At 63.6% G+C, this 24254-nt stretch carries 18 protein-coding genes; 7 read left to right on the top strand and 11 right to left on the bottom strand.

Annotated features, from left to right (window positions below; all coding sequences use genetic code 11):
- The first annotated feature begins 5 nt into the window (after positions 1-5).
- The 6 genes from AC3WWH_RS12300 (at position 6) to trxA (ending at position 11890) form a co-directional block, all read left to right on the top strand.
- Positions 6-2486, top strand: coding sequence for a PAS domain-containing sensor histidine kinase (locus AC3WWH_RS12300; RefSeq protein ID WP_058321597.1), 2481 nt, complete (start codon positions 6-8; stop codon positions 2484-2486).
- Complete coding sequence (gene tsaE, locus AC3WWH_RS12295) at positions 2486-3997, top strand: tRNA (adenosine(37)-N6)-threonylcarbamoyltransferase complex ATPase subunit type 1 TsaE (protein WP_082640739.1); 1512 nt, start codon at positions 2486-2488, stop codon at positions 3995-3997. Before AC3WWH_RS12300 ends, tsaE begins: the two co-directional genes overlap by 1 nt.
- Before the next feature lie 10 nt (positions 3998-4007).
- Complete coding sequence (locus AC3WWH_RS12290) at positions 4008-4739, top strand: nucleotidyltransferase family protein (protein ID WP_057252052.1); 732 nt, start codon at positions 4008-4010, stop codon at positions 4737-4739.
- 2 nt (positions 4740-4741) lie between these two features.
- The gene (gene addB / locus AC3WWH_RS12285) at positions 4742-7924 is read left to right on the top strand and encodes a double-strand break repair protein AddB (protein WP_492376986.1); all 3183 of its coding nucleotides are present in this window, start codon (positions 4742-4744) and stop codon (positions 7922-7924) included.
- The gene (gene addA, locus AC3WWH_RS12280; RefSeq protein WP_058321600.1) at positions 7914-11480 is read left to right on the top strand and encodes a double-strand break repair helicase AddA; all 3567 of its coding nucleotides are present in this window, start codon (positions 7914-7916) and stop codon (positions 11478-11480) included. The genes addB and addA overlap by 11 nt, the downstream gene beginning before the upstream one ends.
- Before the next feature lie 86 nt (positions 11481-11566).
- Positions 11567-11890, top strand: a complete 324-nt coding sequence (gene trxA / locus AC3WWH_RS12275; RefSeq protein ID WP_057252049.1) for a thioredoxin — start codon at positions 11567-11569, stop codon at positions 11888-11890.
- Between the two features lie 96 nt (positions 11891-11986).
- Here the strand turns inward: trxA and AC3WWH_RS12270 are convergent, their stop codons facing one another.
- The 5 genes from AC3WWH_RS12270 to AC3WWH_RS12250 form a co-directional block, all read right to left on the bottom strand.
- Positions 11987-13330, bottom strand: a complete 1344-nt coding sequence (locus tag AC3WWH_RS12270; protein WP_058321601.1) for a bifunctional folylpolyglutamate synthase/dihydrofolate synthase — start codon at positions 13328-13330, stop codon at positions 11987-11989.
- 115 nt (positions 13331-13445) lie between these two features.
- A complete protein-coding gene (gene accD, locus AC3WWH_RS12265) occupies positions 13446-14360 on the bottom strand; it encodes an acetyl-CoA carboxylase, carboxyltransferase subunit beta (protein WP_058321602.1) in 915 nt (304 codons plus the stop codon).
- A 50-nt stretch (positions 14361-14410) separates the two neighbouring features.
- Complete coding sequence (trpA, locus tag AC3WWH_RS12260) at positions 14411-15250, bottom strand: tryptophan synthase subunit alpha (protein WP_057252046.1); 840 nt, start codon at positions 15248-15250, stop codon at positions 14411-14413.
- A 4-nt stretch (positions 15251-15254) separates the two neighbouring features.
- Positions 15255-16475 (bottom strand): tryptophan synthase subunit beta, encoded by a 1221-nt coding sequence (gene trpB, locus AC3WWH_RS12255; protein ID WP_057252045.1) that lies wholly within the window; start codon positions 16473-16475, stop codon positions 15255-15257.
- On the bottom strand, positions 16472-17146 hold the full coding sequence (locus AC3WWH_RS12250) for a phosphoribosylanthranilate isomerase (protein ID WP_058321603.1): 675 nt from the start codon (positions 17144-17146) through the stop codon (positions 16472-16474). Before AC3WWH_RS12250 ends, trpB begins: the two co-directional genes overlap by 4 nt.
- A 157-nt stretch (positions 17147-17303) precedes the next feature.
- Between AC3WWH_RS12250 and AC3WWH_RS12245 the strand changes: the two genes are divergently transcribed.
- Complete coding sequence (locus AC3WWH_RS12245) at positions 17304-17498, top strand: YqaE/Pmp3 family membrane protein (protein ID WP_058321604.1); 195 nt, start codon at positions 17304-17306, stop codon at positions 17496-17498.
- A 23-nt stretch (positions 17499-17521) separates the two neighbouring features.
- Here the strand turns inward: AC3WWH_RS12245 and AC3WWH_RS12240 are convergent, their stop codons facing one another.
- The 6 genes from AC3WWH_RS12240 to AC3WWH_RS12215 all read right to left on the bottom strand — a co-directional run bounded on the left by AC3WWH_RS12240 (position 17522) and on the right by AC3WWH_RS12215 (position 24179).
- The gene (locus AC3WWH_RS12240; protein ID WP_057252043.1) at positions 17522-18274 is read right to left on the bottom strand and encodes a M48 family metallopeptidase; all 753 of its coding nucleotides are present in this window, start codon (positions 18272-18274) and stop codon (positions 17522-17524) included.
- Positions 18275-18378: 104 nt separating this feature from the next.
- Positions 18379-18798: a DUF2852 domain-containing protein gene (locus AC3WWH_RS12235; RefSeq protein ID WP_057252042.1), complete on the bottom strand. Its 420-nt coding sequence runs from the start codon at positions 18796-18798 to the stop codon at positions 18379-18381.
- 146 nt (positions 18799-18944) lie between these two features.
- On the bottom strand, positions 18945-20219 hold the full coding sequence (gene phaZ / locus AC3WWH_RS12230; RefSeq protein ID WP_058321605.1) for a polyhydroxyalkanoate depolymerase: 1275 nt from the start codon (positions 20217-20219) through the stop codon (positions 18945-18947).
- Positions 20220-20552: 333 nt separating this feature from the next.
- A complete protein-coding gene (locus AC3WWH_RS12225) occupies positions 20553-21575 on the bottom strand; it encodes a zinc-binding alcohol dehydrogenase family protein (RefSeq protein WP_058321606.1) in 1023 nt (340 codons plus the stop codon).
- A gap of 32 nt (positions 21576-21607) precedes the next feature.
- The gene (locus AC3WWH_RS12220) at positions 21608-22585 is read right to left on the bottom strand and encodes an ABC transporter permease (protein WP_058321607.1); all 978 of its coding nucleotides are present in this window, start codon (positions 22583-22585) and stop codon (positions 21608-21610) included.
- A gap of 40 nt (positions 22586-22625) precedes the next feature.
- The gene (locus AC3WWH_RS12215; RefSeq protein ID WP_058321608.1) at positions 22626-24179 is read right to left on the bottom strand and encodes a sugar ABC transporter ATP-binding protein; all 1554 of its coding nucleotides are present in this window, start codon (positions 24177-24179) and stop codon (positions 22626-22628) included.
- Between the last annotated feature and the right edge of the window lie 75 nt (positions 24180-24254).

Below are 24254 nucleotides of genomic sequence, written 5' to 3'. Positions count from 1 at the left end.
GCGCCATGAACAGAGACCAAACAGCTATTCCGGGCACCCGCCGCAAGGGCCCGAAGTTCCTGCGCCACCTTCTGGCCGGTACCACTCTCTTTGCAGCAACAGATGCGCTCGCCCAGGTCGCGCCGCAGAAGGCAAATATCTTCGGCTCGTCGGAGGTCGTCACCTTCTCCGTGCTCATCGGCGTCGTTTCCGCAGCGATGATTTCGGCGATCTGGCTGATCCGCCAGCGCGGCAATATCGAAGCCGAGAACCGCGAATTGCGCTCCGATCTGTCGGACGCCAACCAGCGCCTCTCGCGCTATCAGGCGCTGGTGGCCGACAAGAACCGCCGGATCGTCGTCTGGGACGGGCTGCTCGAGCGGGCTGAGCTGCTCGGCCAGCTGCCGCCCGAAACCGGCGCGCCGGCAGACGACCGCGAGTTCCTGGCCTTCGGCCGCTGGATCAAGGCGCAATCCGCCGGGGAACTGGAAAATGCGATCGACGCGCTGCGCACCCAGGCGCGCAGCTTCGACCTGGTGCTCGAAACGCAGCGCAACGAAGTCCTGGAGGCCCAGGGACGGGTCTCGGGCGGGCGCGCTTTCGTACGCTTCATCGCTCTCAACAATATGCGCGCAGAACTCGCTGAGCTGAAGCTTGAGCACGATCGGCTCAATACTGCGCTCGTGTCCTTCCGCACCCTTCTCGACGCCATCGATCTGCCGGTGTGGCAACGCGGCACGGATGGCGCCCTCACCTGGGTCAACGAGGCCTATGCCGACGCCGTCGAGGCTCCTGATGTCGCGGTCGCGGTTGCCGAAGGGCGCGAGCTGCTCGCAACCGTCGCGCGCGAAAAGATCCGCGCGGTTTCCACCTTCGACACACCGTTCCGCGACAAGGTTTCGACCGTCGTCAGGGGTAACCGCACCTTCTTCGAAGTCGTCGATGCCCGCAGCCCTGCCGGCTCGGCCGGCGTCGCCGTCGACGTATCCGGCATCGAGGCCGTGCGCGAGGAACTCAACCGGACGCTCAAGAGCCATGCCGAAACGCTCGATCATCTGGCGACCCCCGTCGCGATCTTCGACGGCAATCAGCGCCTGCAGTTCTACAACCAGGCCTTCCAGCGTCTGTGGAACCTCGACATCGGCTTCCTCGAGCGCAAGCCCGACAACGGCGAAGTGCTTGACCGGCTGCGCGCCGGCGGCCAGCTGCCGGAGCAGCTCAACTGGAAACAGTGGAAGGCCACCGCGCTTTCCGTCTATCAGGCGCTCGACACGCAGAGCGACCTCTGGCACCTGCCGAACGGCCAGACGCTGCGCGTCTTCGCGACCGCCCGCCCACAGGGCGGGGTCACCTGGGTGTTCGAGAACCTGACCGAGAAGGTCGATCTCGAAACGCGCTACAATACGCTCGTTCAGGTTCAAGGCGAGACGATCGACCATCTCGCGGAAGGCGTAGCTGTGTTCGGGCCCGACGGCCGCATTCGTCTCTCGAACCCGGCGTTCCGGGCGATCTGGGGCATCAGCGAGGCGGAGGCCAAGCCCGGCACCCATATCCGGGCGATCGAGCAGGCCTGCCTCATCTCCTACGACCAGCCTGACGGGTGGAAACGTTTCACCCACATCATCACCAGCTTCGACGACGAACGGCCCTCCAGCCGCGGCATCCTTGAGCTTCGAACCGGACTGATCCTCGACTACGCCGTCATCCCGCTGCCGAACGCGCAGACGATGCTGACCTTCGTCAACATCACCGACAGCGTCCGGGTCGAGCGCGCGCTCACCGAAAAGAACGAGGCGCTGCGCAAGGCGGATGCGCTGAAGAACGACTTCGTGCACCACGTTTCCTATGAACTGCGTTCGCCGCTCACCAACATCATCGGCTTCGCCGACCTGTTGAAGACGCCGGCTTTCGGCGATCTCAACGAGCGGCAGGCGGAGTATGTCGACCACATCGCCACCTCCTCGTCGCTGCTGCTGACGATCGTCAACGACATCCTGGATCTCGCGACCGTCGATGCCGGCATCGTCCAACTCGACATGTCCGACATCAGTCTCACCGACTTCCTCGATGATATTGCCCACCAGATGGCCGACCGGCTGCTCGAGAGCGGCGTGACCCTGAGGATCGCCGCCCCTGACAATCTCGGCCGCATGGTCGCCGACCAGCAGCGGCTGAAGCAGATCTTCGTCAAGCTGCTCACCAATGCCGCAAACTTTGCGCCCGATGGCAGCGCCATCGACCTGAAGTGCCGCCGCGAGGGCAGCGACTTCATCTTCTCTGTCTCAGACAGCGGCCCCGGCATACCGCAGGACGTGCTCGATACCGTGTTCAACCGCTTCGAAAGCTACGGCCAGCGCGGCGGCGCAGGCCTCGGCCTTTCGATCGTCGAGAGCTTCGTCAGCCTGCACCACGGCACCGTCTCCATCCGCAGCAAGGAAGGCGAAGGCACGGAAGTGACCTGCCGCATTCCCTCGGCCGAAGTGCCGGCGATCGTCGCGGCCGAATGATGCCGGCGATCGAGCGCTTCCTGACGGACGAGGCGGCAACGATCGAGCTCGGCGAAGATCTGGCGCTGGCCCTGAAGGCCGGCGACTGCGTCGCGCTCTCGGGTGATCTCGGGGCCGGCAAGTCGACCTTGGCACGCGCCTTCCTTCGGGCGCTTGCCGATGACGACGGGCTGGAGGTCCCCAGCCCGACCTTTACGCTGGTCCAAACCTATGAACTGCGCATTCCGGTCGCGCATTTCGATCTCTATCGGCTGGCTGATTCCAGCGAACTGGACGAACTCGGCTTCGACGAGGCGCTATCGCTAGGCGTCTGTCTCGTCGAATGGCCGGAACGGGCTGACGACGCCCTACCCACCAGCCGCATCACGCTGAGCATCACCCATGAAGGCGATGGTCGCCGCGTCGAAATTTCCGGTCCGGACGAAAAGCTGCAGCGCATCGCCCGCACGCTGGCGATCCGCGACTTCCTCGATCAGAACGATCACCCAAACGCACGGCGCCGGCACCTCAGCGGCGACGCCTCGATCCGGGCCTATGAGCGCATTTACCCGGCAGACGGCTCCGTTAGCCGGATTCTGATGGATTCGCCACGACACAAGCCCGGCCCCGTCCTCCAGGACGGAAAATACTACCAGCAGCTCGCGCATATCGCCGAAGACGTCGTTCCCTTCGTCGCGATCGACCAGCTGCTCATTGCACGCGGCTTTGCAGCGCCGACGATCTACGCCCGCGATCTCGACCGGGGCATCCTGCTGATCGAGGACCTTGGGTCGGATGGCGTTCTCGACGCGGCCGGCCAGCCGATCGACGAGCGCTACATCGAAAGCGTACGACTGCTCGCCCGCCTCCATGCCAAGCAGACCGACAGGGAGATCAACCTCGACAGAGCGGTCATCCACCGCATTCCGGATTTCGACCGGACGGCGATGAAGATCGAGACGCGGCTTTTGACCGACTGGTACCTGCCGTGGAAGCGCGGTGCGCCGGCAAGCGATGACGAAAAACGTGAATACGGAGAGATCTGGGACGGGCTGATTGATCTTCTCCAGACCTCCGAGACGAACCTGCTCTTGCGAGATTTTCACTCGCCGAACATCATCTGGCGCGGAGAGCGCCAGGGATTGGATCGGATTGGCCTCATCGATTTCCAGGACGCGATGATCGGCCCGACGGCCTATGACGTGGCATCGCTGGTGCAGGACGCGCGCGTGACCGTCGCGCCTCCGCTCGCCAACCGGATGATGGAAACCTATCTCGCCGAACGGCAGGCAAGCGGCAACTTCGACGAGGCGACTTTCTTGCGCGACTGGCATTTGATGTCGGCGCAGCGCAACTGCAAGCTCGTCGGCATCTGGGTGCGGCTGATGCAGCGGGACGGCAAACCCGGCTACATGAAACATATGCCCCGCACTTTCGCCTATCTTCAGGCGGCGCTCACACATGAATCGCTGAAACCCTTGCACGACTGGTGTATGAAGACCGGAATCCTAGATTCCGAATCAACGAACTGACAGAGAAGCAATGTCGATCAGCAATGCGATGGTGCTCGCCGCGGGCCTCGGCACCCGGCTCCGCCCGATCACCAACACCATGCCGAAGCCGCTCGTAGAGATCGCGGGCAAGCCGATGATCGACTACGTGCTGGATCTGCTGGCAGAGGCCGGCATCACCAAGGCCGCGGTCAACGTGCATCATTTCGCCGACCAGATGGAAGGACATCTCAGCCAGAGAAGAAGCCCGGAGATCCTGATTTCCGACGAGCGCGATGCGCTGATGAATTCCGGCGGCGGCCTGGCCAAGGGCCTGAAACTGCTGCCGGAAGGCCCCGTACTGGTGATGAATGCCGACCTCTTCTGGGTCGGGGAACCGGTCGGCGTTCCCAGCAACCTGACGCGCCTCGCCGCAGCCTTCGATGCGGACCGCATGGACATGCTGCTCCTGTGCGTGCGCGATGAGGACACGACCGGTCACAACGGCAAGAAGGACTTTTCGCTCGGTGCCGACGGCAAGCTGACGCGATACACCGAAGGTCTGCCAAACCCGGTGGTCTATGCCGGCGCGATCGCGCTTCACTCCCGGCTCTTTGCCGACGCGCCTGATGATGCCTTCAACCTCAACATCTACTTCGATCGCGCTGCCCAAAAAGGGCGCCTCCACGGCCTCCTGCTCGATGGCCACTGGATGACGGTCGGCACGCCCGACGCGATCGGCGAAGCGGAAGCGGCGATCCGCCGCCACCAGCCAGGAGGATGAGCGTGCGCGGCCGCCGGTCCAACGTCTTCACGATCCCGCCTGGCCTCCCCTTCCTGAAGACGCTCGCCGAAAAGCTTTGCGACGGTATCCTGACTCCGGACTTCCGCTACGATCCGGCCGATCCCTTGCCGCTTGCCGGCGTCACGATCTTCGTGCCGACGCGGCGTTCGGCCCGTGTGCTCAGATCCGAATTCGTCGACCTGCTCGACGGCCGCTCCACCATCCTGCCCACCATCAAGGCGCTCGGCGAGACCGATGATGACAGCGGCTTCTTCGACGCCGAAGTACCGGCAATCCTCGATCTTGCGCCGCCGCTGCCGGGCACGGCACGGCTGATCGAGCTTGGCCGGCTGATTCTCGCCTGGCGCAACCGGCTACCAAAGGTCGTGCTCGACATCCATGCGGAAAGCCCGCTGATCGCGCCGGCAAGTCCTGCCGATGCGATCTGGCTGGCACGCAATCTTGCCGATCTCATCGATGCGATGGAGACGGAAGAGCTGGACTGGGACGCGCTCGACCGGCTCGACGCCGGCGAGCATGCGCTGTGGTGGCAGCTGACGCTCGAATTCCTCAAGATCGCCCGAACCTACTGGCCGGAACGGCTCGAGGAACTCAAGCAATCCTCGCCCGCACGCCATCGCAACGCCATCCTTCAGGCCGAAACGCAGCGCATCGCCGGCGGCAAGATCGAAGGCCCGATCATCATCGCCGGCTCGACCGGTTCCATTCCCGCCACGGCCGCGCTGATTGCCGCCGTGCAGAAGCTTCAGAACGGCACGATCGTGTTGCCTGGTCTCGACCAGACGATGAGCGATGCCGAATGGGACATGATCGTCGCCGACGCTGCCTTTGACGGCAGGCCGGACCCGGCAAGCCGCAGCCACCCGCAATACGGCTTCTACAGGCTGCTGAAGCGCATGGGCGTCATCCGCTCGGATGTGGGCGCGCTAGCCGGCGCCCAAACCGACCTCGATTTCCGCGCGGCGATCCTCTCGCACGCCCTTTTGCCGGCAAAGGCCACCGATGCCTGGACCGAAATGCGCAGCGAACTCGACGGCGAATTGCTGCGCGCTGCCTTCGGCGATACGGCTCTCATCGAAACCGCCAACGAACGCGAGGAGGCGGCGGCGATTGCCGTTGCGCTAAGGCTTGCGCTGGAAGGCAGCGAGGATAGCCAGGCGGCGTTGATCACGCCCGACCGAAATCTCGCGCGGCGGGTCGGCGCCGAGCTCGCCCGCTTCGGCATCGAGGCGGACGATTCCGCCGGCACGCCTTTGTCCTCGACGCCCCAGGGCAGCTTCATGCGTCTGCTTCTGGAGGCAAGCCTGCGCCCCGGCGATCCCGTGCCCTTCGTTGCGCTGCTCAAGCACCCGCTGGCGCGCTTCGGGCTTTCGCGTGATGAGATGCGCCAGGGCGCCGACGCGCTCGAACGCATGGCGCTGCGCGGCAGCACCGCAACCGTCGATATCCTCGCCCTGGAGCCGTTGCTCGATGCGGCGATTGCCGGCCACAAGGTCGATCGCCACCCGCCGGAATGGCGTGCCGGCATCGGCGCCGAGGAGCTTCAGGCAGCACGCGATCTGGCGATCAAGATCGGCCTCGCGGTGGCGCCGCTGGCTTCCGCGCTCACGCGCAGCAAGGACGGCAGCCGCGTGTTCTCGGACGAATTCACCTTTGCCGACTGGGCGACGCGTACCGGCCAGGCGTTGGAAGCGGCCTCGGCCGACGAGCGCGGCGATCTCGGTGGGCTCTGGTCCGGCGAGGCGGCCGATACGCTGGCGACCCTGCTTCGCGGCATTATCGAAACCGATGGCCAGATGACGGCGGACGGGCCGCAATGGTGCGACGTCATGGAGGCGCTTGCTGCAGGTGCAGCGGTCAAGCCGCGGTCCATGCGCCATCCGCGGGTCTTCATCTTCGGCGCGCTGGAATCACGCCTGCAGAGCATGGATCTCGTGGTGCTCGGCGCCATGAACGAGGGCAATTGGCCAGGCCAGACCGCCAACGACCCGTTCCTGTCGCGCACGATGAAGACGGGCATCGGTCTCGAGCCCCCCGAGCGGCGCATCGGCCAGCTCGCGCATGACTTCCAGATGGCCTGCGGCACACGGCGGCTGATCTTCACCCGCTCGATGCGCCAGGGAGCAACACCCACCGTTGCCTCGCGCTGGCTGCAGCGGCTGCTCGCGCTTGGCGGCGAACGGCTGACTGCGGCCTTGCAGGCCAATGGCGCCGACTATCTGGCCTGGGCCCGGATGCTCGACGACGGAGGGCGGCAGCCGCTTGCCGAACGCCCTGCGCCCAAGCCGCCGGCGGACCTGCAGCCGCGCAAATATTCTTTTAGCGAGGTATCGCGGCTGAGGCGCGACCCCTACGCGATCTACGCCCGGCGCATTCTTCGCCTGCATCCGCTGCTGCCGTTCAACAGCGATCCCGGTCCGGCCGAGCGCGGCACGCTCTATCACCAGATCGTCGAGCGCTTTGTTCGCGGCGGCTTCGACCTCATGTCCCCCGCAGCCGAAGAGGCCATGCATCGGCTGCTGAATGAGGCCTTCGACGAGGCGCGGCTGCCCACACATATCGACACGATCTGGCGGCCACGCTTCGCCGCCGTCGGCTTGGCTTTCATCAAATGGGAGCGGGACCGCGCACGCTTCATCCGCCGCTCGCGCACGGAAGCTCCGGCATCGATGGAGCTCGGCGTCGCCGCTATGCGGCTGACGGGCATTGCCGACCGGCTCGATATGCTGACCGACGGCAGCGTGGAGATCATCGACTACAAGACCGGCTCCAGCCCATCGGTCAAGGAAGCCCGAGTGCTGCTCGACCCGCAGCTCGCCCTCGAAGCCGCAGCCCTCAAGGCCGGCGCCTTCAAGGATATGCCGCCGAGCCATCCGCAATCGCTGCTCTATGTCCGGCTGAAGCCTGGATCGCGTTTCAAGCAGGAGACCGTGAACAACGAGGGCAGTAAGGCGAAGGAAACCAAATCCGCCGACCAGCTCGCGGACGAATCCCTCACCGAGCTCAGAAAGCTGCTGAGTGCGCTGCTTTCGGGCAAGCACGGCTTTGCATCGCGCGTGATTGTTCAGAAAGAGCGCGACTACGGCGGTGAATACGACCATTTGGCACGCGTTGCCGAATGGTCGACGGCCGATAGCGAGGAGGAGGACGGCGATGAGGGATGACAGCCTCGGCCCCGACCAGGCGACGCCGCAAGCCTGGCTCGACTGGACCTCGCGTCGGCAATCGCTAGCCTCCGATCCCGCGCGTTCTGCCTGGGTTTCGGCCAATGCCGGATCCGGCAAGACACATGTGCTGACCCAGCGGGTGATCCGGCTGCTGCTTGCGGGCTGCCGACCCTCGGCGATCCTCTGCCTGACCTATACCAAGGCGGCGGCCTCCGAAATGTCGAACCGCGTCTTCGAACGGCTGGCCGAATGGGTAACGCTCGACGACGCGACGCTCGAAAAACGGATCGAGGCGATCGAGGGCGAGCGGCCTGGTCTTCTGAAGCTGCAGGAGGCACGCCGCCTGTTCGCCCGCGCGCTGGAGACACCCGGCGGCCTCAAGATCCAGACGATCCACGCCTTCTGCGAGGCGCTGCTGCATCAGTTTCCACTGGAAGCCAACGTCGCCGGACATTTCTCTGTTCTCGACGACCGCGCTGCCGCCGTGCTGCTTGCCGATGCGCGCCGCATGCTGCTGACGGCGACGGCGGCCAAGGACGATCCGGAACTGGCGCGCGCTTTCGCCACCGTGCTCGACCTCGCCGACGATACCGGGCTTGAAAAACTGCTCGCGGCGATCGTCGAGAACCGCACCGCGATCCAGTCCTTTCTCGAACATGCCGACGCGCTCGGCGGCACCGAGGCCGAGTTGCGCCGCGCCCTGAAGCTGGCGCCGGATGAAAGCGTCGACAGCGCCTTGGCCGCGATCTGGCCGTTGGCGGGCCTGAACGGTGCGTCCCTGGAACGCTACTTCTCACTCGCCACGAGCGTTGGCGGAACGAAGGTTCTGGAATTTGCAGAGGGACTTCGGACCGTCTGCAAGCTCACTGACTTGGGCGCGCGCTATGACGGTCTCAGGCATTTGTTCTTCACCGGCACCGGCAAGCCCCGGGCACAATCGGCCTTCCTCAACAGGGCGATGCAGCAGGCGGCCCCCGATCTCATAGACCTGGTGGACGAAGCCCACCGCCATGTCGTCGCCTGCATCGATCACATCAGCATTCTTAGGATGTTCGAGGCGACGCTGGCGGCTCTGACCCTCGCCGAAAGGCTCAACGTCGACTACGAGGAGCTGAAGCGGCGACGCAGCCAGCTCGATTTCGAGGACCTGATCAACCGCACGGCGGCGCTCTTTGCCCGCGGCGATGTCAGCGCCTGGGTCCACTACAAGCTCGACCAGGGGATCGACCATATCCTCGTCGACGAGGCTCAGGATACCAGCCCGGCGCAGTGGACTATCATCCAGGCGCTGGCGGCTGACTTCTTCTCCGGCGAAAGCGCCCGTGGCGCCAACCGCACCATGTTCGCCGTCGGTGACGAGAAACAGTCGATCTACTCCTTCCAGGGCGCACGGCCGGAACGGTTCTCGCATGAGAGCCAGGAAACTGAACGGCGGGTGCGCGACGGCGGCAAGGCCTTCGAGCCCATCCGTCTTCAGCTCTCCTTCCGCTCTACCGTCGACGTGCTTTCGGCCGTCGATACGGTCTTCGCCAATCCGGCGCATGCACGGGGCCTCAGCGCCCGCAACGAGCCCGTCGTTCATGCTTCGAACCGTATCGGCCATCCCGGCGCCGTCGATATCTGGGACGTGATTGCCGCCGAACCGATCGATACGGACGAAGAATGGACCGCAGCCTTCGACGCAACGCCTGAGAGCGCACCGGTCAATATCCTCGCACGCCGGATCGCCGGCGTCTTGGAGAGCTGGATCGGCAAGGAAACGATCGTCGAGAAGGGTATTCGCCGACCGATGCGTCCGGGCGACGTGATCGTGCTGGTCCGTAAGCGCGACGCCTTCGTCAATGCGCTGACCCGGGCGCTCAAGCGCCGCAACAACATTCCGGTCGCCGGCGCCGACCGGCTGGTGCTCACCAAGCATATTGCCGTTCAGGACCTGCTCGCGCTCGGGCGCTTCGTCCTCTTGCCGCAGGACGACCTGTCACTCGCCGCGCTGCTGAAAAGCCCGCTGTTCAATCTCGGCGAAGACGCGCTGTTCGAGCTCGCGGCGCGGCGCAAAGAAGGCGAAAGCCTCTGGCAGAGGCTCCAGGCCGAGGCGGCCGAGGGCATCCTGTTCCACCAGGCAGCAAGGGCGCTGAAAAGCTATGTGGCGCTCGCGAACGCGCTTGCACCGCACGATTTTTATGCCCGCATCCTTGGCGTTCATGGCGGCCGGGCGGCCTTCCTGGCGCGGCTCGGCACCGAGGTCAGCGACATTCTTGACGAGTTCCTCACCTTCGCCCTCGATCAGGAAAGAAGCGGCCTCCCCGGTCTGCAGGCCTTCGTTTCGACGCTCGAAATGGAAGCGCCGACGGTCAAGCGCGAGCAGGACAAGGAACGCGACGAAGTCCGGATCATGACGGTGCACGCCGCCAAGGGTCTCGAAGCGCCGGTCGTCTTCCTCGTCGACGGCGGCGGTGCGCCGTTCAGCAACCAGCATGTCCCTTCCCTTCGCTTCCTCGAGCTCGCTCAAAGGGATGGCGCCGTCCTGTCGTTGCCGGTGTGGCGCGCACCGGGCTCGGAATCGAACACGCTCGTGGCCGCCGACAGCGATCGCCTGAAGACGCTCGCCGAGGAAGAGTATCGACGCCTGCTCTATGTCGGCATGACCCGTGCCGCCGACCGCCTGATCGTCTGTGGCTATCGCGGACAGCGGGCCGTCGCCGAAACATGGCATGCCATGGTTCAGGCGAGCCTCGCCGGGGACGAAAATGGCCGCGGCCACCCGAAGACCTTTCACACCGGCGGCGAGGAATGGTCCGGCCATGCCTGGCGCGAGAAGCAGCTCGAGCGCGACCTTCCCTCCAAGCAAGCGCCCACGCCGGACGCCAGCCGCCCGGCCACCGGCCTGCCGAAGGCCTTTTCGACGCCGCTGCCACCGCAAAAGCGGCTGCCGCGGCCGCTCAGCCCCTCCGGCGTCGGTATCGCCATCGACGAGGACGACGGCGATGGGCTTGTCGGATCCGCCCTGTTTTCTGAGAAGGCACCGGCAAATCTCTCGATGTTGCGCGGTGCCATCCTGCACCGCCTGCTGCAGGTCCTGCCCTCCATTGCGGGCAATGATCGCCGCGCCGCGGCCGAGCGCTACCTCGTGCGTTCCGTGCCCCGCTGGTCGCCGGAGCAGCGCGCCGCGCTGATTGACGCTGTCGAGAATGTGCTCGACCATCCCGATCTTCAGGCGCTCTTCTCGGCCGGCAGCCGCGCCGAAGTCTCGGTCATGGGCACGCTGACCCTCGGCACGCGCGAGCACGCGGTCTCCGGCCGTATCGATCGGCTCGCCGTCAGCGACGGGATCGTGACCATTGCCGATTTCAAGACGAACCGGCAGGTGCCGGCTTCGCAGGGTGACATACCCTTCGCCTACAGGGCACAGCTTGCGATCTATCGCGAGCTGTTGCGGCCGCTCTATCCCGGGCACGCATTCCGATGCGTGCTGATCTTCACCGAAGGACCGGCAATCCACGTGGTTACGGATCAGGCGCTCGACAGGAGCCTTGAAGACCTCGCGACAAAGTGAGATACCCGATATTGAAAATCCAGCGGTGCCATCTCACATGAGACACAACATCTGGATACTGCCATTCCGAACGCAAGGAGCAGCCTATGGCTACCGTAAAGGTCGATACGTCCAATTTTCAGCAGGAAGTGCTGAACTCCGCCGAGCCCGTGGTTGTCGATTTCTGGGCTGAATGGTGCGGCCCCTGCAAAATGATCGCGCCGAGCCTCGAGGAAATCTCGAACGAGCTCGCCGGCAAGGTCAAGGTCGTCAAGCTCAACATCGACGAAAACCCGGAACTGGCTGCCCAGTACGGCGTTCGCTCGATCCCGACGCTCGCCATGTTCAAGGCCGGCGAAGTGGCCGACATCAAGGTTGGCGCTGCGCCGAAGACGGCCCTTTCCTCGTGGATCTCCACGGCGGTCGCCTGAGACCTTCGCTGACTACCGCAGCAGAAAGCCCGGCATGCCGGGCTTTTTTCTTGTCTTGAACTTGGCTGCTATCGGGATGGCGGCGCCACCTCCGGATCACTTCGGCGGCGTACCGTTGTCGGCGAGAACGTCGCCCACCAGATAGAGCGAGCCGCCGATCAGGATGCGCGGCGGCGCCGGATCCTCATCGACCAGATTGGCAACGATCGTCAGCGCTTCGGCGACGGAAGAGACAGCCGCAGCCTCAAATCCGACAGCAGCCGCGTCGCTTGCAAGCGCCACCGGATCAAGACCTGCATCGGAACCACGGATCGGAACGGTGAAGACCTGTTCGGCAAGATCCATAAACGCCCGGAAATAGCCGACCGGATCCTTGGTGTTGATCATGCCGATGATCAGGAACAAGGGGCGCGATTCGCGTTCTTCGAAGGTCGCCATCGCTTCGGCGATCACCTGGCCGGCACCCGGATTATGGCCGCCGTCGACCCAGATTTCCGCATCGGCCGGACCGTAACGCGTAAGTTTGCCGCTGGTCAGGCGCTGCAGGCGCCCGGGCCACTCGACGCCGGCAAGCCCCTTCTCGATCGCCGCCTCCGAAACGTCGAAGCCCGCAGCCCGCACCGCGCGAACGGCCGCGGCGGCATTGGCGTATTGGTGGCGTCCCGGCAGCTTCGGCAGCGGCAGATCGGCGAGACCGCTTTCGTCCTGATAGACAAGGCGGCCGAATTCCTCATGCGCCATGAAGTCCTGGCCGTAGACGAACATCGGGCAGCCGAGCCGCTCGGCCGTCGAGATCAGCACATCGCGCGCAGCCTCTTCTTCCTGCTGACCGATCACGACGGAGCAGCCACGCTTCATGATACCGGCTTTTTCCGCAGCTATCAGTTCCACCCGATCGCCGAGATAGGCCTGGTGATCGAGCGAGATCGGCATGATGACAGAGACGGCCGGTCGAGCAATGACATTGGTCGCGTCGAAGCGGCCGCCGAGGCCAACCTCGATGATCGCGACATCCGCCGGATGCTCGGCAAAGAGAAGGAAGGTGACGGCGGTCAGGATTTCGAAGACGGTGATCTTCTCCCCGCCATTGGCTTCGGCGACGCGACGCACCGCATCGGCCAGAACGGGGTCGCTGACGAGCCGTCCCTTGCCGCCCTTGACGCCGAGGCGATAGCGCTCGTGCCAATTGACGAGATGCGGCGACGTGTGGACGTGAACGCTGAGACCGGCCGCTTCGAGGATCGCCCGCGAAAACGCGGTTGCCGAACCCTTGCCATTGGTACCGGCGACATGGATCACCGGTGGCAGGCGGTCCTGCGGATTGCCGAGCGCGGCGAGCAGCCGGGTGATCCTGTCCAGCGACAGGTCGAACCCCTTGGGGTGGAGGGCAAGGAGTTTTTCGATCTCATAGCCCGCTTCGCTGGCTTCCACCGCTGTCATCTCTCACCCCGACCCGACAAGCTTCACTGCCAAACATCTCCGGTCTGGCAGAGATGTTCATTCTCGTTCTGCGCAATTCCGGGAAAACCGGTTCACGCTTTCCCCGGAATTGCTTTTAAGCGCTCGCCGCGACCGGCAAGGCAGCCGGCTGCGTGCCGCCGTTGAGCTTCGAGGCTTCCGCCGGCTTCTTCATCAGGATCTTCAGGACCCGGGCAAGCGTCGACGGCAGATCATGGCGCTTGACCACCATGTCGACCATGCCGTGCTCCAGCAGGTATTCAGAAGTCTGGAAACCTTCCGGCAGCTTCTCGCGCAGCGTCTGCTCGATCACGCGCTTGCCGGCAAAGCCGATTTCGGCACCAGGCTCGGCCATATGGATATCGCCAAGCATCGCATAGGATGCGGTGACGCCACCGGTCGTCGGGTTGGTGAGCACGACGATATAGGGAAGACCGGCTTCCTTCAGCATGTTGACGGCAACCGTGGTGCGCGGCAGCTGCATCAGCGACAGGATACCTTCCTGCATGCGTGCGCCGCCCGATGCCGGGAAAATGACCAGCGGGCACTTCTCGGCGATCGCCCTTTCGAAGGCCTTGATGATCGCCTCGCCGGCAGCCATGCCGAGCGAACCGCCAATGAAGTTGAACTCGTGCACGACGGCGACGAGCTTGACGCCCTGAACGCGGCCGAGACCGGCGACGATCGTGTCTTCGAGCTCGGTCTTCACGCGGCTGTCGCGCAGACGGTCGGAGTACTTCTTGGAATCGCGGAACTTCAGCGGGTCCTGAGCAACCTTCGGCTGCGGAAACGCTTCATAGATGCCGCCGTCGAACAGGTCCTTCAGCCGAGCCTTGGCCGGCATCTTCATGTGGAAGCCGGACTGCGGGATGACCCACTTGTTTTCTTCGAGATCGCGGTGGAACACCATCTCGCCGGTTTCCGGGCACTTGATCCAGAGATTTTCCGGAACTTCCCGGCGGCCCAGCATCGAGTTGATCTTCGGCCGAACGTAGTTTGTGATCCAGTTCACTTAGTAACTCCTGAAGATTTCCTTCGGGTTGTGCGCGCTAATATAGGCAATTATTCGGCTGCTGCGAGGCGTGCGGACCGCACGCCTGCCGAGAGCCCTCTGACCAGCGCTTCAACACCCGGAACCGTCGCGTCCGTCGCCTTGCCCTCTTCGGTCAGGCTCGACGCGATCTGGTTGACGATCGCCGTACCGACGACCACGCCATCGGCGGATGCTCCGATGGCCCTTGCATGCTCCGCCGTCTTGACGCCGAAACCGACGCAAACCGGCAGGTTGGTGTGCGCCTTGATACGGCCGACTGCGCCGGCAATCAACGACGGATCGGGCAGAGCCGAACCTGTGATGCCGTTCATCGATACGTAATAGACGAAACCGGAGGTGTTTTCGAGCACCTTCGGCAGGCGACGGTCGTCCGTGGTCGGCGTCGCGAGGCGAATGAAGCTGATGCCCTTCGCAAGCGCCGGGATGCAGAGTTCATCATCCATCTCCGGCGGCAGATCGACGACGATCAGGCCGTCGATGCCGGCGGCGAGCGCATCCGTCAGGAAGCGGTCGACGCCGTAGATATAGATCGGATTGTAGTAGCCCATCAGCACGATCGGCGTGCGCTGGTCGTCCTCGCGGAAGCGGCGGGCGATCTCGAGCGTCTTGGCAAGCGTCTGGCAGCCCTTCAGCGCGCGTTGACCGGCAAGCTGGATGGCCGGGCCATCGGCCATCGGGTCAGAGAAGGGCATGCCGAGTTCGATGACGTCGGCGCCGGCCTTCGGCAACGCCTTCATGATCGAGAGCGACGTCTCGAAATCCGGATCACCGGCCATGAAATAGGTGACGAGGACCGGCCGTCCCTCGGCCGCCACATCGGCAAATCTCTTGTCCATGCGTGCGGTCATGATCTTACAGCCCCATTCCCAGTAACTTGCCGACGGTGAAGATGTCCTTGTCGCCGCGACCGGAGAGGTTCATCAGGATGATCTCGTCCTTGCCCATTTTCGGCGCACGCTTGATGACCTCGGCAAGCGCATGCGACGGCTCGAGCGCCGGGATAATGCCTTCGAGGCGGGTCAGCGTCTGGAACGCCTCGAGCGCTTCGTGGTCCATGATCGGCACGTATTCGACGCGGCCGACATCGTTCAGCCAGGCATGTTCCGGGCCGATGCCGGGGTAGTCGAGGCCGGCAGAAATCGAGTGGCCTTCCTTGATCTGGCCGTCGCCGTCCTGCAGCAGATAGGTGCGGTTGCCATGCAGCACGCCGGGCGAACCGGCGGTGATCGACGCGCAATGCTCGTCGCCCTCGATGCCCTTGCCGCCGGCTTCGACGCCGACGATCTTGACGCTTTCATCATCAAGGAACGGATGGAAGATGCCGATCGCGTTGGAGCCACCGCCGACGGCAGCAACGACGAGATCCGGCAGCCGGCCTTCGGCGGCGAGCATCTGTTCCTTGGCTTCCTGGCCGATGACCGCCTGGAAATCGCGGACCATTTCCGGATAGGGATGCGGGCCGGCGGCCGTACCGATCAGATAGTAAGTGTTGTCGACATTGGTGACCCAGTCACGCAGGGCCTCGTTCATCGCGTCCTTGAGCGTGCCGCTGCCGGCGGTTACCGGCTTGACCTCGGCACCGAGCAGCTTCATGCGGAAAACGTTCGGCGCCTGGCGCTCGACGTCGGTCGCGCCCATGTAGACGACGCAAGGCAGGCCGAAGCGGGCCGCGACTGTCGCCGAAGCAACGCCATGCTGGCCGGCACCGGTTTCGGCGATGATGCGCGTCTTGCCCATGCGCTTAGCCAGCAGGATCTGGCCGATGCAGTTGTTGATCTTGTGCGAACCGGTGTGGTTCAGCTCTTCGCGCTTGAAATAGATCTTGGCGCCGCCGAGCTCAGCCGTCAGCCGCTCGGCGAAATAAAGCGGGCTCGGCCGGCCGATATAGTGAGCGCCGAGATGCGCCAGTTCCGCCTTGAAGGCCGGATCGTCCTTTGCCTTGTTCCACTCGGCCTGCAGGTCGAGGATCAGGGGCATCAATGTCTCGGCCACGAAGCGACCGCCAAAAATGCCGAAACGGCCGTCCTCGTCGGGACCGCCCCGGAAAGAATTCAACTTTGGCGCCTGGTTCACGTCCTGCTCCCTGACCGTGGCATGCCCGCCTCCGCCTGGCGAACGGCATTGAAAAACGATTCCATGAGCTTCAGATCCTTGACGCCCGGCGCGCTCTCGACGCCGGAGGAGATATCGATGGCGCGGGCGCGGGTCTGCACCATGGCCTCGCCAATGTTACTGGCGTTGAGACCACCGGAAAGCATGTAATCGACGCTTCCGTCAAGCGCGTCGAGCAGCTTCCAGTCAAAGGAAACGCCGTTACCGCCGGGCAAATCGGAACCTTGAGGCGGCTTGGCATCAAAGAGGAAGCGATCGGCAATGCCGATGTAGGGGTCGATCCTTTCGAGGTCCGATGCATCGCGCACCGAAAGGGCCTTCATGATAGGAAGCCCGTACATCGCCTTGACCGTCAGCAACCGTTCCGGATCTTCACTGCCGTGGAGCTGCAGGATATCCGGGTTGAGCGCCGAAACGATCTCGTCGAGTTCGTCATTGTCGGCATTGACCGTGACCGCGACGATCTTCGCCTGGCCGCGAATGCGGTCTGCCAGACGGCCGGCATCGTCAGGCTCGATGTTCCTGGGACTCTTTGGAAAAAAGATGAAGCCGGTATGGGATGCACCGAGCGCGACAGCACGCTCAACCGCTTCCGCGGTCTTCAGCCCGCATATCTTCACTTCGGTTTTCATGAGAAGCGACCTTGCATGAAATGTCGCGCGAGTCGAGCCAAAAACCGACGCGCAAGGCCCAGCCAGCGCCCCCTGCAACGATGGCCCGACGGCCGTTGCGCCCCTTGCGCGACAGGCGAGCTTTCACCATATGCATTTTACCACAATGGAGAGACTGATGCGCCTGTTGCTCGCGCTAATCCTGCCCTGGCTGCAGTTTTTCACCATCGGCCGTCCCTTTGCCGGCCTCGTCTGCCTGATCCTGCAGCTCACCCTAATCGGTTGGGTTCCGGCAGCGATCTGGTCGGTCTATGCGCTCAGCCAATACAAGACCGACGAGAAGATCCGCGACGCTCTGCGTTACCGCGCGTAACGCGCCATCGCTCTCCGCCTGGTTCAGTCGAAGTCGATCGCGTGAAGCATCGTGCCGTTGCGGCGGAGCCAGCGCTTGGCATCCTCCGTATCCGGGCACAGCCTCCCGCACAGCGTCCAAAAATCGGGGCCGTGGTTCATCTCCTGCAAATGTGCGACCTCGTGCGCTGCAAGATAGGCGATGACCTTCGGCGGCGCCATGACGATGCGCCAGGAGAAGCTCAGCGCCCCATCGGCCGAACAGGATCCCCAGCGGCTGCGGGTGTCCTTCAGCGACAGCGACTTCGCCCGTCGGCCGATGCGGCCGGTATAGATTGCCACCAGCCGATCAAGATCCTGACGGGCTTCCTTCTTGAGGAAATCGACGATGCGCCGATTCAGGTGCTCCTCGCCGCCGCTGACGCGCAGCACCGGTTCGTCATCGATCAAGACCGCTTCCGTCAGACCGCGGATATTGCCGGTCCGCTCGATCCGGTGGGAGATGCCTCGGATCAAGATGGAGCCGCCCTCCTCGATTTGGCTTTCGCCGGAGAAACGCGCGAGCTTCGTCATCAGCCAGCCCTGATGGCGGTTGAGAAAGGCGTTGACCTCACGCTCCGGCAAGCCTTGGGGGATCGTCATCTTCAGCGCCCGGCCGCCGGGCTCGATGCGCAGTGTCATGCGGGTCGCGCGCGCGTTCTGCTTGATCGTCAGCGGCAGGGACTTGCCGGCAACGTCGATCTGCCGCGTCATGGCGGGTGGAGCAGGTTGAATGCGCCGCTTGAAAGAAGGGAACATGCAGGCTTTCTAACCGATTCGCTGGGGCTTCGCCTACAGCGTCGAAAGGCGCGCAATGGATAATCCGGCGTTTCATGTGAAACGCCGGAAGCGTTGTCTTCGGATTAGTGAGCTTCGACCACCGGGCCGGAGCCGCCGTTCTTGCGGTCGCGCATGAAGCGGTCGAACTCTTCCTGGTCCTTGGCGCGGCGAAGCTCGCGCACATAGGTGTCGAACTCTTCGCGCATCGCGTCGAGCTTGCGGCGTTCCTCGTCGAGGCGGGCAAGCTCGGCTTCACGCCAGTCGTCGAAGGCGACGTTGCCGGTGCGATGCGTCCAGTTGGAACGGCGTCCATTGCGCTTGAATGCAGAGCACATGCCATCCACCGTGTCGTTGGCGTCTTTCTTGAAAGTCTTCAGCTTTTCGCCGAACAGGATGTAGGCGAGCATGGCCAGACCCAGTGGCCAGAAGACCACGAAGCCGAGCACCATCAGGGCGATGGTCGCGGGCGTCCAATCCGGACGGATCATTGCAGATTGGTTCATCTTCAGGATTCCTCGCAATCATCCGGGCCACCCATGCGGCCCGATGAAAACGATGTGGGAAGGCGCCCTTGGCTGTGCAAGACGCCCTCCCCCGGATTCGAACAAACCCTTGACTCTACGCGGTCAAAACGGCCCCGATCGCGAGGTTAGGCCAACTTGCCGCCCTTGATGAGCTGCTTCACCGGCTTCACGTGCCGCGAGTGCTCGCGGTGGAAAGCGACGATGCGCGGCGCGATTTCGCGGCGGAAGCGCGATCCGTTGAAGACGCCGTAGTGGCCGACATCCGGCTGCATGTAGTGCATGCGCATGTGATCAGGGATGTTGGTGCAGATCGTCTGCGCCGCCTTCGTCTGGCCAACGCCGGAAATGTCGTCGTTCTCGCCTTCGACGGTCAGCAGCGCGACCTTCTTGATCGCCGTCGTATCGACGCGCTTGCCGCGATGCATCATCTCGCCCTTCGGCAGCGCGTGCTGCATGAAGACCACCTGCACGGTCTGCAGGTAGAATTCGGCCGTCAGGTCCATGACGGCCAGATACTCGTCATAGAAGTCCCGGTGCTTCTCGGCGGCGTCACCATCGTTCTTCACCAGATGCGCGAAGAACTCTTTGTGGGCGATCAGGTGCCGGTCGAGGTTCATCGACATGAAGCCAGAGAGCTGCAGGAAGCCCGGATAGACCATGCGCATGAAGCCCGGCTGCGGCCACGGCACCGGCATGATGACGTTGTCGCGGAACCATTCGATCGGCCGCTGTTCGGCAAGCTGATTGACGCCCGTCGGATTGATGCGGGTGTCGATCGGTCCGCCCATCAGCGTCATCGTCGCCGGCGACAGCGGATCGTCCGCCGCTTCCATCAGGGCGACGGCGGCGAGCACAGGCACTGCCGGCTGACAGACGCCGATCACATGGGTGTTCGGGCCCAGGAAGTGGAGCATCTGGATGACGTAGTCGATGTAATCGTCGAGATCGAAAGTGCCTTCGCTGAGCGGCACCATGCGGGCGTCGATCCAGTCCGTGATGTAGATGTCGGAATGCGGCAGCAGGGCTTCCACGGTGCCGCGCAGCAGCGTCGCGTAGTGGCCGGACATCGGCGCGACGACCAGAACCTTCGGATCGGCGGCACGCCCCTTGGGCAAGGCGCGCTCGAAATGGATGAGGTTGCAGAAGGGTGAGCGCCAGACGATGCGCTCGTAGACGGAAACGGACGTGCCGTCGACCTCCGTCGCGGGAAGTCCGAACTCCGGTTTGCCATAGCGGCGGGTGGAGCGCTCGAACACTTCGAGCCCGGCGGCAGCGGCACGGCCGAAATAGGTGTGCGAGATGGGGTTCATCGGATTGCTGAAGGCAAGCCGCATGGCATCGGCGGCCGTACGCCACGGCGCCATCATTGCATGGTTCAATTCATAGAGCTGGTAGAACATGGGAAGCGTACCCCTTGGTTCAATCGACGACAACGCCGCTCCCGGTCGGACGCAAGCTTGCGATTGTTTGTCTTGGTGTCCGCAATCTCTGCCAGACTACCACTTTTCTTGTGCAGTGCAACAAATATACCCGTCTCGCCTCGATACAAGGCCTCAGGCCAGAATGAATCTGGATTCCTGACGATTTGCAAACGAGCTTGTCCGAAACTGGCGGTTTTCCGCAATTTTCGTGCGTTGAGTGCCGATGTCGGGCATTTTCGGGGAGAAAATGGCGACTCCGAAGAGCGACCGTCAGGCGCGACCTCTGCGGCAATGCAGCAAAGCCGCCATCGCTCATGCAGCTGCCACCTTGACGATTGCCTTGACCAGACCCGACTTTTCTTCCGCCCATCGCGGCAGATCGGCAACCGCGCCCGCAAGCGTCGTGCGGTGGGTGATCAACGCCTCGACCGGCACGAGGCCGGAAGCAATCGATGCAACGACGTGATCAAAGTCCTGGCGGGTCGCATTGCGGCTGCCGACCAAGGTCATCTCCCGCTTGTGAAACTCCGGATCGGAGAAGCAAATCTCGTCCTTGACAACGCTGACAAAGACCAGCGTGCCGCCATGGGCGACATAGGCGAAGGCGGCCTGCATCGAGCCACTATACCCGGTGGCATCGAAGACCACGTCGAACCCATCCCCTCCCGTCGCTTCGGCTATGCGTGACCCCATATCGGTTCCCGCGACGATGCCATTGGCAAAGCCGAGCTTCTCGGCAGCAAAATCCAGCCGTTCGTCGCTGGTATCGACGAGCGTCACCTGATGGCCGGCAATGCGCGAGAAGATCGCGGTGCCGAGGCCAATCGGCCCTGCGCCGATGACCAGCGCCCGTGAACCCGCATCCGTGGATGCTCGGCGCACCGCATGGGCACCGATTGCCAGGAATTCGACCGTTGCCGCAGCTTCGGCAGACAGACCGTGCGCCGGATAAAGATTACCCTCGGGCACGATGATCTCTTCGCAGAAGGCGCCATCCGTATGCACGCCGAGAACCTTGATGGCGGTGCAGCAGTTCGGCTTGCCCTTGCGACAGGCAACGCAGTTGCCGCAGGAGAGATAGGGGTTGACCACCACAGGCGTACCGGGCGCGACCTCAGTGCCGCGGCCACCGGAAATGACCGTTGCCGAGATCTCGTGACCCATGACCCTCGGGTATTCGAGGAACGGATGTTTGCCGGCGAAGATATGGTAGTCGGTACCGCAGATGCCGACATGGCTGACGGATAGACGCACCCACCCGTCAGGCACGTCTTCAGCCGGTGGACGGTCGACGACCTCCAGGCGGCCGGGTTCGAGGCAGAGCACGGCTTTCATGGCAGTTCCCGCGGAATGTTCGGTGGCAGCGCCTAGCGGGCGCTGCGGCGCCGGAGTTGGTCGAAATAGACGATGACGATGATCAGCGCGCCGGTGATGATGCGCTGCCAGAACGAGTTGACGTTGAGAAGATTGGCACCGTTGTTGATCGTCGCAAGGATGAAAGCGCCGAGCAGCGGCCCATGGACCGAGCCGACGGCCCCGAACAGACTGGTGCCGCCGATGACCGACGAGGCGATCGCCTGCAGTTCCCATCCCTCGGCTTGCGTCGCGTTACCGATGCCGATGCGCGAGGCGAGCAGCAGGCCGACGAAGGCGGCGCAGGTCGATGACAGGATATAGGCGAGATAGATGGTGCGGTGCACGTTGACGCCGGAGAGGCGCGCCGCCTCGTTGTTGGAGCCGACCGCGAAGAGATAACGGCCGAAGCGGCTCAAGTGCAGGAAGACATAGGCCGGGATCGCCACCACGATCACCATCCAGAACAGGCTCGGCACACCGAGGAAATCCGCGCGAGAGAAGTTGGTGAAGGCTTCATTGGTGATCGAGATCGTCGAACCGTTGGTGATCAGCAGGCCGATCCCGCGCAGCGATGTCAGGGTCGCAAGCGTTATGATGAAGGGCGGCAGACCCATGCGCACGATGCCGAAGGCATGGAAGGCGCCGATCAGCACCCCGAAGGCGAGCGTGAGGATGATGGCGGCCCAGAGCGGCATGCCAGCCGCAAGCAGCCAGGCGACGATGACGCTGGTGAAGCCGACCACCGCCCCCACCGAAAGATCGATGCCGGCGGTGATGATGACGAAGGTTTGGCCGACCGCGAGGATGGCCGTCATCGCCCCCTGGCGCAACAGGTTGCTGATGTTGTTTGGCGTCCAAAAACTGTTGGTGGCGAGGCCCAGCAGCAGCCAGAGGAACAGAAGCAGCCCCAGGAGGGTGAGGCCGAACAGAATGCTCACGCCCTTGCGTGGCGCCGCGCTGGCGCCGCTTTCCACCGTTTCCGCACTCATCGTCTTCCTCCCTGCGTCTCTCAGATTTCTTTTTATGTGTTCAAACACCGATCGCCTGCGTCAGCACTTCCTCGTGGCTCGCGGCGCGATAGTCGTGGCTAGCAACCAGCCGCCCGCGCCGGAACACGTGCAACTTGTCCGCAAGCTCGTAGACTTCAGGCAGATAGGACGAGATCAGGATGATGCCTGCCCCGTTCTCCAGAAGCCGCGCGAACAGGCGGTAGATCTCGGCCTTGGTGCCCACATCGACGCCGACGGTCGGCTCGTCGAAGATGAAGAGCTTGGCGCCATGGCTCAGCCACTTGCCGATAACGATCTTCTGCTGGTTGCCGCCGGACATGGCCGACGCCAGGACTCGTCGCGACGGCGTCTTGATCTTCAGGTCGCGGATCTGCCGGTCGGCATTCTCCCGCTCCTGCTGGCCGTTGATCGTCAGGCCACGCGTCAGCCGGTTGAACACCGGAAGATTGATGTTGAGGCCGATCGGCAGATTGAGGCACAGGCCCTGATCGCGGCGGCTTTCCGGCGCGAGCGCGATGCCGAGATTCATGGCGACACGCTCGCTGGCGATCTCGACCTTGCGCCCCTTCCAATAGACCTCGCCGGCGCTTGGACGATGCCGACCATAGAGGCCGAGCGCAAACTCGCTGCGCCCCGCTCCGATCAGCCCATAAAGGCCGACGATCTCGCCGGCGCGAACGGTCAGCGATACATCCTGAAAACCGGGGCCACTCAAGTTCCGCGTTTCGACGATGACCTCGCCGGGCGGAAAATGCTCCTTGTGATAGATCTGCTCTATGGTGCGGTTGATCATCAACGCGATCAGCTCCGCCTCGTTCGTCTCGCCAATCTTGCGGGTGCCGACATGGGTGCCGTCGCGCAGCACCGAGACGCGGTCGGCAATCTCGAAGACCTCCTCCATTCGGTGGCTGATATAGACGATGGTCACGCCTTCGGCCTGAAGCCTCTGGATCAGCCGGAAGAGCTGCGCCGATTCCTGTCGGGTGAGATAGGCGGTCGGCTCATCGAAGATCAGGAACTGCGTGCCACGCATGGCGGCGCGCGCCGTGGCAACGAGCTGCTGCTGGCCAATGGTGAGACTGCCGAGCACCGCGCCGGCCGGCAGATTGAAGCCGAGATCGTCGAGCACGCGCTGCGCCGCATCGGTCATGGCGCGCTTGCGCATCAGGCCGTTACGATTGATCTCGTCGCCGAGGAACATGTTGGCCGCCACAGACAGGTGCGCACAGAGTACGACCTCCTGGTGCACGGCGTTGATGCCGCGCTCGATCGCCTCATGTGGCGTGCCGAGTTGAACGGGTTTGCCGCACCAGAAGATTTCGCCTGACGTGCGCTTGATGACACCGGTCAGAAGTTTGATCAGCGTCGACTTGCCGGCGCCGTTCTCGCCCACGATGGCGTGGATCTCGCCGGATAAGAACGTCAGCGAGGCAGGCTTCAGCGCTTCGACGGCGCCATATTTCTTCTGCAAAGCGCGCAGTTCCAGAATCGGCTCCCCTTTGGGAACCGGATGACGCGTTGCCACCTGCAGTCCCTGGGTCCTGGTGTCGCGCGCCTCTTGCAACTCGGTCATCTGCGCATTCCTCCCATCGCAGAGATCGCTTGCGACCGGTCCTCGTTCCCGGTCGCAAGCGGGTGCGGCGGGCAA

The sequence above is a fragment of the Ensifer sp. EB106-03-01-XG145 genome (assembly GCF_058792075.1).
Note: the sequence above shows the minus strand (reverse complement) of the source record. Positions and strands in the feature narration are given on the sequence as shown.

Bases quoted from the DNA above. Each gene is read 5' to 3' on its own strand.
- phaZ (WP_058321605.1), bottom strand. From the start codon at position 20,219: ATGTTCTACCAGCTCTATGAATTGAACCATGCAATGATGGCGCCGTGG.
- AC3WWH_RS12300 (WP_058321597.1), top strand. From the start codon at position 6: ATGAACAGAGACCAAACAGCTATTCCGGGCACCCGCCGCAAGGGCCCG.
- AC3WWH_RS12240 (WP_057252043.1), bottom strand. From the start codon at position 18,274: ATGTTCCCTTCTTTCAAGCGGCGCATTCAACCTGCTCCACCCGCCATG.
- AC3WWH_RS12220 (WP_058321607.1), bottom strand. From the start codon at position 22,585: ATGAGTGCGGAAACGGTGGAAAGCGGCGCCAGCGCGGCGCCACGCAAG.
- trxA (WP_057252049.1), top strand. From the start codon at position 11,567: ATGGCTACCGTAAAGGTCGATACGTCCAATTTTCAGCAGGAAGTGCTG.
- AC3WWH_RS12290 (WP_057252052.1), top strand. From the start codon at position 4,008: ATGTCGATCAGCAATGCGATGGTGCTCGCCGCGGGCCTCGGCACCCGG.
- AC3WWH_RS12250 (WP_058321603.1), bottom strand. From the start codon at position 17,146: ATGAAAACCGAAGTGAAGATATGCGGGCTGAAGACCGCGGAAGCGGTT.
- addA (WP_058321600.1), top strand. From the start codon at position 7,914: ATGAGGGATGACAGCCTCGGCCCCGACCAGGCGACGCCGCAAGCCTGG.
- AC3WWH_RS12215 (WP_058321608.1), bottom strand. From the start codon at position 24,179: ATGACCGAGTTGCAAGAGGCGCGCGACACCAGGACCCAGGGACTGCAG.
- AC3WWH_RS12270 (WP_058321601.1), bottom strand. From the start codon at position 13,330: ATGACAGCGGTGGAAGCCAGCGAAGCGGGCTATGAGATCGAAAAACTC.
- trpA (WP_057252046.1), bottom strand. From the start codon at position 15,250: ATGACCGCACGCATGGACAAGAGATTTGCCGATGTGGCGGCCGAGGGA.
- tsaE (WP_082640739.1), top strand. From the start codon at position 2,486: ATGCCGGCGATCGAGCGCTTCCTGACGGACGAGGCGGCAACGATCGAG.
- AC3WWH_RS12225 (WP_058321606.1), bottom strand. From the start codon at position 21,575: ATGAAAGCCGTGCTCTGCCTCGAACCCGGCCGCCTGGAGGTCGTCGAC.
- AC3WWH_RS12235 (WP_057252042.1), bottom strand. From the start codon at position 18,798: ATGAACCAATCTGCAATGATCCGTCCGGATTGGACGCCCGCGACCATC.
- AC3WWH_RS12245 (WP_058321604.1), top strand. From the start codon at position 17,304: ATGCGCCTGTTGCTCGCGCTAATCCTGCCCTGGCTGCAGTTTTTCACC.